10 protein-coding genes are annotated in these 12,751 nt (G+C 49.8%); 2 read left to right on the forward strand and 8 right to left on the reverse strand.

All coding sequences use genetic code 11. The features are described 5' to 3' along the window. From OCV63_RS05280 to OCV63_RS05310, 7 genes are all read right to left on the reverse strand, one after another. Positions 1-543, reverse strand: a complete 543-nt coding sequence (locus OCV63_RS05280) for a DUF7666 domain-containing protein (RefSeq protein ID WP_003501924.1) — start codon at positions 541-543, stop codon at positions 1-3. A gap of 25 nt (positions 544-568) precedes the next feature. Then, positions 569-1,489, reverse strand: a complete 921-nt coding sequence (locus OCV63_RS05285) for a PcfK-like family protein (protein ID WP_118555887.1) — start codon at positions 1,487-1,489, stop codon at positions 569-571. A 71-nt stretch (positions 1,490-1,560) separates the two neighbouring features. Next, positions 1,561-1,809, reverse strand: coding sequence for a hypothetical protein (locus OCV63_RS05290; protein ID WP_003501922.1), 249 nt, complete (start codon positions 1,807-1,809; stop codon positions 1,561-1,563). A gap of 15 nt (positions 1,810-1,824) precedes the next feature. Next, a complete protein-coding gene (locus tag OCV63_RS05295) occupies positions 1,825-3,618 on the reverse strand; it encodes a YodL domain-containing protein (RefSeq protein ID WP_003501921.1) in 1,794 nt (597 codons plus the stop codon). Positions 3,619-3,660: 42 nt separating this feature from the next. Next, positions 3,661-4,818 carry a hypothetical protein gene (locus OCV63_RS05300; protein ID WP_003501919.1) on the reverse strand — a complete coding sequence of 386 codons (1,158 nt, stop codon included), beginning with the start codon at positions 4,816-4,818 and terminating at the stop codon, positions 3,661-3,663. A gap of 69 nt (positions 4,819-4,887) precedes the next feature. Then, entirely contained in the window at positions 4,888-7,161 is a 2,274-nt protein-coding gene (gene recD2, locus OCV63_RS05305) for an SF1B family DNA helicase RecD2 (RefSeq protein ID WP_003501918.1), read from the reverse strand. A gap of 15 nt (positions 7,162-7,176) precedes the next feature. Then, the gene (locus tag OCV63_RS05310) at positions 7,177-8,244 is read right to left on the reverse strand and encodes a YqaJ viral recombinase family nuclease (protein ID WP_003501916.1); all 1,068 of its coding nucleotides are present in this window, start codon (positions 8,242-8,244) and stop codon (positions 7,177-7,179) included. A 913-nt stretch (positions 8,245-9,157) separates the two neighbouring features. Here OCV63_RS05310 and OCV63_RS05315 point away from each other — a divergent pair. Together OCV63_RS05315 and OCV63_RS05320 are read left to right on the forward strand one after the other, a co-directional pair. Continuing rightward, entirely contained in the window at positions 9,158-9,358 is a 201-nt protein-coding gene (locus OCV63_RS05315; RefSeq protein ID WP_003501914.1) for a hypothetical protein, read from the forward strand. Positions 9,359-9,410: 52 nt separating this feature from the next. Further along, positions 9,411-10,643, forward strand: coding sequence for a site-specific integrase (locus OCV63_RS05320; RefSeq protein WP_006874387.1), 1,233 nt, complete (start codon positions 9,411-9,413; stop codon positions 10,641-10,643). A 128-nt stretch (positions 10,644-10,771) separates the two neighbouring features. Here OCV63_RS05320 and lysS read toward each other — a convergent pair whose 3' ends face one another. Beyond that, positions 10,772-12,724 (reverse strand): lysine--tRNA ligase, encoded by a 1,953-nt coding sequence (gene lysS, locus OCV63_RS05325; protein ID WP_158362489.1) that lies wholly within the window; start codon positions 12,722-12,724, stop codon positions 10,772-10,774. Positions 12,725-12,751: the final 27 nt, after the last annotated feature.

Below are 12,751 nucleotides of genomic sequence, written 5' to 3' on the forward strand. Positions count from 1 at the left end.
TCAATTCACCATCCTCTTTGTCAAATCTACGCCATACCACACATCAGGCAGTAATGTAACGCCGTCAATCCGGCCCACTGCAACCTGTACGATACTTTCCGAATCCGGAGCTTCCTTCGCAAAAGCAAGGATGTCTCCCAGTCTTCCGGTAGCAACGGGGTCTTTGCCCCGTACCACCGCATAACCGCAGTTCGCCATTGCCCGGTTGGCTGCCACATGGGAGCTCCACACCCTGCGCGGATGATCTACCATGTATGCCAAACCATGTAAAAACAACTCCTCTTTGGTTAGCCGCTTAATCACAGTCAGCTCCGTACAGGCGATTTTGGAGTCATGCTCATCTTCATCGATGTCGCCGCCGGCGTTGACGATATAATATTCCGAATGCTCCAGGCTGGAATAATAACTAAGGCAGTCAAGCGGGTCCTCCGCGCAGTGAAATCCATTTTCCCTGCAATTTGCTTTTTCAGTCGTATTGAGCCCCATCACAAACTGATAGCCACGGCATATCAGCCCGGGGCGAAAGCCCTTATAAGCAATCATTCTGCATTTTTCCTCCTTTGCCGGTTCAGCCTGCCTTTGCCATACCAAAATCCAGCAGCGACATCTGCCCATCCTGAGAAGGCTTTTTTTCCTCCTGCTTGGGTGCCGACTTGGGTTCCGTCTTTTTCTTCTCTGCCGCCTTCTTGGGTTTGTTCTTTGCAGAGGACTTCCCAGCATACGGCTTGGGAACAAACTTTTCCTCATCCTCATGGTCTTCCTTGGCATCAGGGTCACGGAAATAATCTTCCGCCCACTGATAGCACAGATCATCCGGCACATCGCAGCCATACGCCTGCTGTCCGGGACCAGGGCGGGTTCCGCTTGCTTTTAGTTCATCCTGTACATAATCCCAGGCTTTCCGGTTGATGTACTGGAAACAGCGAATCATGTTCTTTTTCGGATGCATTGTCAGACGGGCAAACGCCGTATCTTCCATACAGAGCATCTGAATATGCTCGGACACACACTCCTTCATATTGCGCCGCGTCAGTTTTTCCACATCAGTACTTACCCGCTGGGTAGAGGCCGCGATTACTTCTTCATCACTCATCGCTTCCAGACGGGCGATCTGCTCCTGCTCTGCGGCTTTCTTCGCCTGCTGTTTGGCGTCAAATTCCGCTTTGCGCTGGGCTTCAGCCGCCTCATGCTCCGCACGCTTTTTTTCTTCATCTTCTGCGGCGGGCGGTTGTGCCGAATTCCCCTCCTCAGCAGACTTCTCTTCCCCAGCAGGCGCTACTTCATCCGTAGGTTCCTCCTCTGCATCAGCCAAAGCAGTCTCACCGGCACAAACCGAAGCCGCCGATACTGGGACAGTGTCTGTACCTACAGGCGGCACAGGCAAAGATTCCATCTCCTCCAGCTCAAAGGCTTCATCATCCTCAAAGGCTGCAGACGAATCGAACATACCGTTTTGCTGCTCCATTGCTATTTCTGAAAAAACACCCATTGTAAAATCTCCTTTCGCAAAAAAGGCATGGAGCAGGCCGTTATGATCCTTTCCATGCCATTGTGTGTTGCTCACAGCACATATAAAAGTGTGCTGAAGCTGTCAAAACAGTAGCAGACCACGCCAGTATACTGCCTTGACCATTCCTTGATTTTGTCCTGCACCTCCTGCGCAACCTTTTGATTGCTCATATTCCATGGCGGAGGTACCGTTACGGTAAAGTAGCCATTCTCCAGACAACTTCTGACATCTGCCGGAAGGCCGGAACACTGCTCATACAGTGCTGCGATCTGACTTTTCTTCTTTTCTGCAATACGCATCTGACCCCTATCCCTTCATTCCTGTTTTTGAGCAGGCTCCGGAAGTCTTTTACACAAGAATGGGGAGAAGCGTACCGGTGCAAAATCCCGGCAGTCATTCACATAGAAGTATGTGCGTTTGCCTTGGCAGTCCAGTTCCACCACATCAGATGGAGCCAACGGACGACCTCTGTAATCTTCCGGCAAATGTTCATTGTAGTCCAGGAACAGACGCCCCAGCACTTCCATGTCATTCTGACCCTTTGGGCAACAGACCTCTGCGCTCCATACCGTCTGATAGGCGGCGGCAGGCGGCTGTTCATATCCAGCCTTACGCAGTGCATCCAGTTGCTTGAACGCGAAAGGTACCGTCTGTGTCTCACCCAGGCAAAGCTGGTAAATGCAAAATCTCCGGAAAACTCTCTGGCTGTCCAGAATATCCTTCAGCGCCTGATTGCCTTGAGCAAGAAATATCTGATACTCTTCCTTTGTCAGCCCCAGATACTCTGTCAGGTCCAAATCTTTCTCCGCTCTGGTGTGCCAAAGCTCGACGCAGCCATCTATATAGGTAAAATCACACTTACCGCACAGATATTGCTGCTTAAAATTCATTCTCTGCACCTCCTTTTCCTTCTGTTCTTTCTCCCGAAGGGCAAGCTGCCAATCATCAAACCCTTTATAATTCGGATTCCAGGTCAGCCGACGACATGCCATTCCATTTTTTCGGGCCATCAGATAGATCTTAGATGCCCCATTAGAGGTCATTTGGTTACTGTACTTATCCATATCATGAGCCTCAATGATCTCCTCAGTGCCATTCTGTGCCAACAGTGCAAACAGCGTATCCAACTGGCTGGTGTTGTTTGCACCGGCAATCGCCACAAAAGTCCGGTTTGTCAGGCAGTGTGAGATGTCTGCTTTCAGCAGTCCTTCAATGACATAGACCACCCGGGCAGATGGATCTCCTATAAAATGTACCGGACTCCCGGATGTAACACCCATATTTTTGGACGAGGACGAAAACCAGATGTATTTGGCTCCTGCCTTATCCGGCGGATCATCTTTTTGCTTGAGCGGAATATCCAAAAGGATCTGCAGGCCGTGTATCATACCGTCGTATCCCACAGCCGGAATCAAAATCCCTGCGTTTTTTCGGTAGAAGTTCATGGTCCAGCGCCCGCTGTCATCCAGATAAAAGCCGGGCACTCCCTCCACCTTGCATCCCTGTTTCATCAGCCGCTCGGTAATGGAGCGGCAAAGGAATGGGGGTGGAGTGCTCTTGAACCCGATCCTATCAATCTGTTCATCCGACAGTCCCCGTTTTGGGGAGTGCAGATGGTTGCGGTGGGCAGGCTGAAGAGGCAGCATAGCGAGCAGCAGCGAAAGCGTTTGATGGATTTCCTGTCCGCTGGCCCGTTCTGCTTGCTGCACTGTTTTTAGTTCGCCCCTCCTCTCATATCCGGCAAGGTCGGTCTGAGTCCCCGAAACCGGGGACCCAGTACCAGCCTGCTGGTTTCCTGCCATCTCATATCCAGAGTTCGGCCGTTCCCTGTGAAAATCGTTGCACAGGGCTTCTCCTATCTCCCAATACGCATCGGATGTAGTCGTATTGTTTAGCCGCGCATAAAGCGCAAGCATACCGCCATGCTCATCACAATAATTGCACCGCCAGACATTTTTGACGAAATTCACATTCATCTTGCCGCGGCGGTCACCACAAAACGGGCAATCCACATATACACTGTTTGCCTGTCGGCGTCTGATTCGCAGATGTAGAAGTTCCACTACATCCATAATACCGAACGGAAAATCTCCTGGATATGAGTCCATCTGTTCTCCCTCCCTTCTTGGCCCCATAGATGGGGCTGCTTATCATCCGGCTTTCTGTGCGGCCATACCATCGAGCATGATCTGCGCCGCAGCACGAACGATATTGTTGGTACTCTTGTTACCAGGGGTGAGATAGAATTTCAGACTCACCGGACGCTCCTTGGCAACTGTTGCCATGGTTTTTCCTTTGCTCAGACCGCTATCCACCACCACATTCTGCGCTTCTTCAAAGGTCATTACCTTCAAGATATCTTCTACCGGAGTGCTCTCCGTATAAGAAGGCGCCAGGGGCTGATTAGGTGCTTCCTGCTGAACAACAGGCGCCACAGGCAGTTCTTCCGGTTCATCCGATTGGAATACGGGTGCGGCCGGCTGCTCAGACACATCATCCTGTTTTGGACTGCTATCCAATGTAACCTCACGGTTGGGTACCGGCAGCTCCATATTGGGAGCATTCTCCTCTACCTTGCCGACAGGCAGCGTATCCATATTCTCCTTCTCTTCTGCAGCCATCTGCTGGACAGTGGGCTGTACCGGAGAAACCGGGGGCTGTTCATTCTGAACCGGCTTTGCCGCAGGTTTCTGGATAGAGGTCGGACGCGCAGGCGCATTACGGCGCTCTACGACGCTCTGAGGCGCTCTTTCCAGTCGGGCATGAACTTCCCCGCCAGATTGCCGCAACGCCGCTCCAGAGGCTTCTACGGGCCTCTGTGCCGCATCCGGCATTGGCTGCTGGATAGGAGCCGCCCCGGAAAGCGGAATACTACTTCCAAACACCTTGCCCGTACTGTCAACAGCAACATCGGCAAACTGCAAACCGAAACCGGCATCCGACAGCGCAGCACTCAATGCCTCATCCTGGGCAGCCTGCACATAATCGGTACCTTCTTCCGCACTGTGCTGCGAGATGTAACTGCTGATAGGCTCTGCATCACTGCGGTCCAGATAAACTCTGGCCTCCATAATCGCAAGCTGTTCCGTGATCCTCAGGGTAGTCAGTTTCATGCGGCCCTGGGGGTGGCGCAGACGGAACCACAGTTTCTGATAGGGCAACTCCAACTGCAGCATTTCCTCATTGGTCTTTCTGGACACCTTATGGCGCAGAAATTTGAGCGGATCAAAGCCAGGTACCTTGTTCAGTTCTGCCACTGCCGGAATTGTTTTGTACATCATAGGCATCGGATTACTTTTTTCATTCATGTTGGAAACTCCTTTCTGACATAAAAATAGGAGACGCCAAGTGCCATTTCTGCACCTGACCTCTCTTTTTTAACTTGCGTTCTTTAATTGCTCTTCCAACGCAGCCGGAATGGGGATGCCGGCTTTCTTTGCGTAGGCTTTGAAATACATCTGGATGCGCATACCCAGTAGCGTATTTCGCTTGCCGATCTCATTACGATGGATTGCCATAAACAATACCTGTTTCTGCCCAATCAGCACCACCCGCTTTTTGGCACGCGTGATTCCGGTGTAGAGCAGATTACGGTACATCATGATGGTGTGCGCTTTGAGCAGCGGCATAATGACGGTCTCATACTCAGAGCCCATAGCCTTGTGGATTGTAGTGGCATACGCCAGATCCACATTGCTCAAATCATCTACGCCGTATTCCAGTGTTCTGCCAGCGCCAAAATCCATGCCGATTTTTTTACCCTGGTCAGTGTCCTTAATATACCGGATGAAGCCCAGATCTCCATTAGAGACCTTTTCTGTGTTCTTGGTCTGCATGATGCGGTCATTGACCCGGAAGATCCTGGGGCCAAACTTGATTTCTTCCTCCGCAGAGCGGAATGGGTTGACCAATTCACGAATGGTTTCATTCAGCTGTTCCGACGACGCGGCGCCTTCTGAACGGAAAGGTGAAAGAATCTGCACATTCTCAATGCCACTCTCCTGTATCTCCAAACAATACCGTTCTGTAATCTTTTCAGCGGTGTCTTCCTGACTATCACCAGACACGAAAACAAAATCCGGTCCATAAAACAGTTTGGTATTGCCCTCGTTGATAAATTTGGCGTTATAGGCAATCAGACTGTCCTTCGACTGACGGAAAATCTGATCCAGCACCGTTACCGGGACGATTTGGGTCTCGATGATCTCACGGAAAACATTTCCGGCTCCTACGCTGGGAAGCTGATCTGGGTCGCCTACCAGCACGATTCTGGCATTTGCCTTCATGCGCTCAAAGAATTTCTCGGCAAGCCACATATCCACCATGGAAAACTCATCCACAATGATTAAATCGGCCGACAGTGGCTCTGACTTTCTGTTCCGGCTACCCTCATCCTCTTCACTGGTCAGTCCCAGACCACTGTGTAATGTCCGGGCATCCTCAAAGCCGGTGCTCTCCGACATCCTGCGGCTTGCCCGACCGGTAGGCGCCATAAGAGCAATTTTGCCATCAGGGTGCAGCCGCCGGTAAACCTCAAGTATCGTCCGCAGCACTGTTGTTTTACCAGTACCAGGAGAACCCGTAATCACTGACAAGCCATGCCTAAATGCTGCATAGACCGCAGCCTCCTGCTGTGCAGACAGGCGCAGCCCCATTTCAACCTTGACCTGTTCCAGCACCGGCGCAATATGCTCTACTGGCATCTGGGCGACCAGACGCTGGGCGATCCGGCGCGCCGTTTCGTCCTCTTGGGCAAACACTCTGGGAAGATAGATATTATCCTTCACAGAAACGATTGCTCCATTCAGGATCATTTCCTGCATCATATCCCTGACTTCCTGCTGATGCAGGCGAAGCTCCGGTACAGGTATCTTCTCATTGAGCAGCTTCAGCGCTGATTTCTCCAGTTCTTCAGAACTGATGTACAGATGGCCTCGTTTACTCTTGCCTTCATCTAACGCACAAAAGACAGCCCCTTTGATACGCATAGGGTCATGGAGATCACCCCCGCTCTTTTGTACGATTGCATCTACCCGCCGAAATCCAAAGCCGGAGATCTGGCAAAGCTCAAATGGGCTCTTTTCCAAAATCTCTACGCTGGTTGGGCCGAAATATTGATATATTTTCAATGCTGTCTTGGGAGTAATCTTAAATGGCGCCAGCAAAGTCATAATTCCTTGGAGCATACGGTTTTCTGCATAAGAGGCTCTGATGTCCTCCAATTTATTTTCCGTAATACCCCGGATCTCCAACAGCCGCTCCGGCTGGTGTTCCAGAATATCCAGTGTGGCCACACCGAACCGCTCCACAATGTCTGCGGCAGTTTTAGGACCAATCCCTTTGATAAGCCCGGAGGCAAGATAGCCCTCTACGCCGTTTTTTGTTCTGGGCACAATTTCACGCCACTGCTCCACCTGGAGTTGGACACCATACTTGCCCTTTGTCCATTCACCATCCAGTTCCAGCTCTACCGCATCTGTCCGTGGAATCTCATACCCCACAGCTGTAAAGCGGATCAAATGGTCTTTGTACCGTCTGTTTGACCTGGCCTCGGCAGGCACGCTCTGGTCTGCGGTCTTTACACTGACGATACAAAACTTATTGGCAGGATTATAAAAAATCGTCCCGTCGTAGGTTCCAATACAATTCATCCTTTTTTCACCTCACTAAGCGGCCTCCATAATTGAGGCTCTAACGCTGAACCGTCTGGATTCGGATACTGTAACAAACTGCTCGTAAATATCCGGATGCTCCAGTTTCAACCGAAGCAGGTTATCCTTGTCGATGATGGACTTGCGAACAGGGGTATAGGTAACCGTATAGTTCACGCCCTCCTGCTCACAGATCGCAGTACAGCTGGTACCCATTTCCGCAATCAACAGGGCCTTCAGACGCTGAATATCCTTGTCGATTTCTTTGGAGTACACCTCTGCATTTTTCTTTTCATCCAGAAGACGCAAATACTGCATGAGTTTTGCAGTCATATCCAGGTCGAGTGCAACGGCCGGAGCATTTTTATCTGCCGGACCAAAGTGTTTGCGTGCGCTCTCAATGATCAAGGCCCCACTTTCTGTATAGGGCGGCGGCACATGGCGCTGCACATGGTTTTCCCAGAAATACTGCTCCAAAAAGACCATCTCAGCCTCGTACTCGAAATCACGTTTGACCTCCCGGATAATAACTTCTTCCTCGTTGTTACCATACAGGCAGCAAAAGAAACATCGGTCAAGATCCGTTACCGCCATATAATGACGCCCCTGAGATTCATAGTAGACTGGAACCGTCTCCTTCCCATTCATCCACCAGTTATCTCTGGCATTATAGTTTGTGGTCTTGATCTCAAGGATTGCTGTGGTGCCATCCGGCAGTTCCACAAAGTAGTCCACATCAGCCAGCATCCAAGGATACTGTGGGTGCTGGAACATCTTTTTGATCTGGTAGACCCGATATCCAGTTTTCCGCTCGAATATCTTTGCTACCAGAGGCTCCAGCAAATGCCCCATTTCCATGGCAACCCAGTTGCCCTCATCATCTTCCACTGACGCTATGTTCAGTTTGTCGTAGTACAGATCCCTGGCTGTCCGGAATGGAGAAGTGCCAAAAATCGCCGATACATCGCTGCCGCCGATTCCACGGCGCCGGTAATCCAGCCAGTCTTCTTCTGAAAGATCTGCCGTTTCTACCAGCACCAGCGGTTCATACCGCTTTCGTTCAGCACTATTGCTGCCAGACATATCAAATCCCCCTTCGTGATCTTCGGGGCAAAATAACCGCCCTCGTCATTGGTGCAACATTTCGTAGCCGGAGCGAAGATACTGCCTGTCTCTTCATCTTCCAGTCCGTGGAGTGTGCCGACTTGACCCGCCGACCATTCTGCTTTCTTTTCTGCTTCACATTCATGTACATGACCTGCCTTTCTCAGTTTTGATTTATCCTTAAAGCCCTTTCAGGCTTACAGGCAATAAAAAAGCGAGAATGACAGACGGCATAAAGCCTGGTGTCCATAGTTGCCTATGAACCGGTGTCATTCTCGCAATGGTGGGTAAATCCCGTAAAATAAAAAAGCCAGTAATATACCGGCCTGAAAAGGCGCAGTGATACTACTGACACAAGTACAAACTTAACAGCGTGTGCAATGCAGTCATTACTCCGCAACACAAGCCCTAAAGCCTGTGTACCCTGACGGGCAACGCACAAAAATCAATTACATTGCAATTTTAACACAATATATAGTGTTTGTCAATTCCAACATTCTATATATTGATTTTTGGATTTTCTTTAAATTTTCTTTCCTCTTTGCAGAAGTTCTTTCTTCCCAGCCTATTTATAGGATGTATCGGATCATTTGGTAATACCGGATGATCCCTACGCTCTTTTAGTACCTTGACAAGTTCATAACCTCTATGGGGAGTTATACAGGAATTCTGGACAGTGTGCGATGACCACAGAAGCGCGCCCATAATCGAAATGCTGCACAGCAGCAGCCTGAAATACACGGCAGAACCGTTCTGGCGTAGGAAATGGCCCCATTAGAGTTCTTTTGTTTTTCAATACCTCCTGACCTCAAGACCGTTTTCATTGTTTTTGTTGAAAACCTTCTTCTACAAATCGTAAGGGATCATTGTAATCGAAAAAAGGAGGACGATTATGGAGAAAAGAAAACCGAATGACCTACCGCCGGAGCAGTGCTTGGCTGTTGATACCGATACCCTTTGCAAACTGTTGTGCTGTGGAAGACACACTGCGGTACAGATTGGGGATCTTGCCAATGCACGCATTACCATGAACACCCGTGTCCTATGGAGTGTCCAGCGTATCAAAGAATATCTTTATGATATTTCCGGCTAAATAACCATGCCAGTAAGGCGCACTACACTTTTATAATCAGGAGGTACCAGTAATGGCAAAAGTGAGAAAAGACAACAAAGGACGAAATCTTCGGCCCGGAGAAACACAACGGGCAGATGGCAGCTATATGTATGTCTACAAATTAGGCACTAAAAAGAAATATCTTTACGACTCCGATCTCGCAAGTCTTCGTGTCAAAGAAAAGCAGATCAACAAAGATAAGGATGATGGCATCCGTACTCAGGAAGCCATGAAGCTTACCCTGAATGATATGTTCAAGGTCTACATGAATAACAACATCAAACTGAAGCCCTCCACCAGAGCAAATTATCTTTACCTGTGGGACTTCTATGTGAAAGAAGAGCCTTTCGCTAACATGCCTCTGCCACAAATCCACAGAAGTGATATTCTCGCGTTTTATACCAAACTGCTGAAACACGGTTTTGCTATCAACTCACTGGAGAGCATCAACACCATTGTTCACCCTACGCTTGAAATGGCCGTGGACGACGATTACATCCGCAAAAATCCCAGCAAGGGCATTTACCGCAAGCTCAAGACGGACGGCAGCGCTCCAAAGCCTAAACGGCGGATCGCACTCACTAAAACGCAACAGCAGAATTTCCTGCGTTTTATTGCCAAGTCCCCTACATACAGCCATTGGCTCCCCATCATGACTGTGCTCCTTGGAACAGGAATGCGTGTAGCAGAATGTACCGGCATTACCAAAAGCGATATTAACTTGAGCGAAAACACAATCTCGGTCAACCACAACTTAATCTACCGGGTCATTGACGGAAAAGCCGGATTTCACATTACCACTCCCAAAACTGAGAGCGGTACACGAATTATCCCTATCCTCTATCCAGAGGTGGCCGAGCAGCTTCGCCTCCAGATTGAAACCATCGACGCATTGTATCCAGACGATCAACTGGTGTTAGGAGGAGTTCACGGTTTTGTTTTCCGCAACCGAACCGGCTCATTCATGAGCGCCCACAATATCAATCGGGCGATTGAGAGAATCAGCGTAACTTACAACATGGAGGAAATGGATCAGGCTGAACTGGAAGACCGTGAACCGGATCTGCTCCCTCATTTTAGTGTTCACAACTTGCGGCACACCTTCTGTACCCGGCTCTGCGAAAGCACCAACGATGTTAAATTCATTCAGCAAGTCATGGGGCATGCCGATTTCTCTACTACAATGGACATCTACACCCATATCACACAAGAGAATATGCAGGAGAAGGCAAAAAACATTAGTGTGAACATGAAGCTGATGTAAAAAGAAAGGCGAATCTGCATTTTATAAGCAGATCCGCCTTTCATATTGCTTCATCCGGTTTCGTAGGGTCTCGCGCAAAAGTTGTAGAAAAGTTGTAGTAACGCGATTTTTTGTAGTAAATGACCTCTTTAGTACAGCTTTGCTCCTGCCGGAATACTGTCATCCAGCATCAAAAGATTTAAGCCTTCCCGTCCGTCATACTCGTACACTGCGGAAATCAGCATACCCTCGGAATCAATACCCATCATCTTTCTCGGCGGCAGGTTTGTGATTGCCACACAGGTCTTACCAACCAGCTCTTCCGGCTCGTAATACTCGTGAATACCGCTTAAAATGGTGCGTTTCCGGTCTGTTCCGTCATTCAGTGTGAATTTCAGGAGCTTCTTGGACTTCGGCACTGCCTCACAGGCTTCGATCTTAACCACTCTGAAATCAGACTTGCTGAATGTCTCAAAGTCTACATCATCTGCAAACAAAGGCTCGATTTTCACCTTGGAAAGATCAATCTGTACGCTTGGCGCGGACACGGTTGCAGCCTCTGCAGAACCATTTACCGCTGCTTTTTCGGCTTTGTTTTCAGCCCGCTTTGGTTCCAGGGTCTTCATTGTCGGGAACAGCAGTACGTCGCGGATAGCTGCGGAGTCTGTCAGCAGCATGCACATACGGTCGATACCGAAGCCGATTCCGCCTGTGGGCGGCATACCGATCTCCAGAGCGTTCATGAAGTCCTCGTCAGTGGTGTTCGCCTCGTCGTCGCCCTGCGCCAGCAGCTCCTCCTGAGCCTTGAAACGCTCGCGCTGGTCAATCGGGTCGTTCAGCTCGGAGTAAGCGTTGGCCATCTCCCAGCCGTTCATGAAGAACTCGAATCGCTCTACGTATTCCGGATTCTCCGGCTTCTTCTTGGTCAGCGGAGAAATCTCAATCGGATGATCCATAACGAAGGTCGGCTGAAGCAGATGCTCCTCTACGAATTCCTCGAAGAACAGATTCAGGATATCACCCTTCTTATGGCGCTCCTCGAACTCTACATTGTGCTCCTTCGCTGCGGCGCGGGCCGCCTCCAGGGTATGAATCTCGTTCCAGTCTACACCGGAATATTTCTTGACAGCATCTACCATGGTGATACGCTCAAAGGGCTTACTCAGATCCATCTCAATGCCATTGTATACAATCTTTGTGGTTCCCAGCACGTCCTGAGCCACGGTACGGTACAGGTTCTCGGTCAGATCCATCATGCCGTGGTAATCGGTGTACGCCTGATAGAGCTCCATCAAAGTGAACTCCGGATTGTGACGGGTGTCGCAGCCCTCGTTACGGAATACACGGCCGATCTCATATACACGCTCCAGACCGCCCACGATCAGACGCTTCAGGTACAGCTCCAGAGAAATACGAAGCTTGAAATCCTCATCCAGCGCATTGGAATGTGTGATGAAGGGACGCGCTGCCGCGCCGCCTGCATTGGCCACCAGAAGCGGAGTCTCCACCTCCATGAAGCCCTGTCCGTCCAGATAACGGCGGATGCTGCTGATAATTCTGGAACGTTTGATAAAGGTATCCTTCACTTCGCTGTTCATGATCAGGTCGGTGTAACGCTGACGATAACGTACGTCGGTGTTGGTCAGTCCATGGAACTTCTCCGGAAGAATCTGAAGGCTCTTGCTGAGCAGTGTCACATTGGTCACATGGATAGAGATCTCGCCGGTCTTGGTGCGGAACACTTCGCCGGTGATGCCGATGATATCGCCGATATCATATTTTTTGAAATCCTTATACTCTTCCTCGCCCACGTTGTCTCTGGCCACGTAGCACTGGATATTGCCCTTCAGATCCTGCACGTTGCAGAAGGAAGCCTTACCCATGACACGCTTGGACATCATACGTCCGGCGATGGTTACGGTCTTGCCCTCCAGAGCGTCAAAATCGTCCTTGACCTCCTGGCTGTGATGTGTCACGTCAAATTTTGTAATCTGGAACGGATCCTTTCCGCGCTCCTGCAGATCTGCCAGCTTCTCACGACGTACCTTTAAGAGCTGATTGATATCCTGCTCCTGTCCATTCTGATTCTTCTGTTCTCCCATTCCTTTACTCCTCTCGTATAACGATTA

This window comes from Laedolimicola ammoniilytica (genome assembly GCF_025567165.1).
Lineage (GTDB): Bacteria > Bacillota > Clostridia > Lachnospirales > Lachnospiraceae > Laedolimicola > Laedolimicola ammoniilytica.

Excerpts from the sequence above, each read along its gene's own strand:
- OCV63_RS05280 (WP_003501924.1), bottom strand. The coding sequence starts at position 543 with ATGATTGCTTATAAGGGCTTTCGCCCCGGGCTGATATGCCGTGGCTAT.
- OCV63_RS05285 (WP_118555887.1), bottom strand. The coding sequence starts at position 1,489 with ATGGGTGTTTTTTCAGAAATAGCAATGGAGCAGCAAAACGGTATGTTC.
- OCV63_RS05290 (WP_003501922.1), bottom strand. The coding sequence starts at position 1,809 with ATGCGTATTGCAGAAAAGAAGAAAAGTCAGATCGCAGCACTGTATGAG.
- OCV63_RS05295 (WP_003501921.1), bottom strand. The coding sequence starts at position 3,618 with ATGGACTCATATCCAGGAGATTTTCCGTTCGGTATTATGGATGTAGTG.
- OCV63_RS05300 (WP_003501919.1), bottom strand. The coding sequence starts at position 4,818 with ATGAATGAAAAAAGTAATCCGATGCCTATGATGTACAAAACAATTCCG.
- recD2 (WP_003501918.1), bottom strand. The coding sequence starts at position 7,161 with ATGAATTGTATTGGAACCTACGACGGGACGATTTTTTATAATCCTGCC.
- OCV63_RS05310 (WP_003501916.1), bottom strand. The coding sequence starts at position 8,244 with ATGTCTGGCAGCAATAGTGCTGAACGAAAGCGGTATGAACCGCTGGTG.
- OCV63_RS05315 (WP_003501914.1), top strand. The coding sequence starts at position 9,158 with ATGGAGAAAAGAAAACCGAATGACCTACCGCCGGAGCAGTGCTTGGCT.
- OCV63_RS05320 (WP_006874387.1), top strand. The coding sequence starts at position 9,411 with ATGGCAAAAGTGAGAAAAGACAACAAAGGACGAAATCTTCGGCCCGGA.
- lysS (WP_158362489.1), bottom strand. The coding sequence starts at position 12,724 with ATGGGAGAACAGAAGAATCAGAATGGACAGGAGCAGGATATCAATCAG.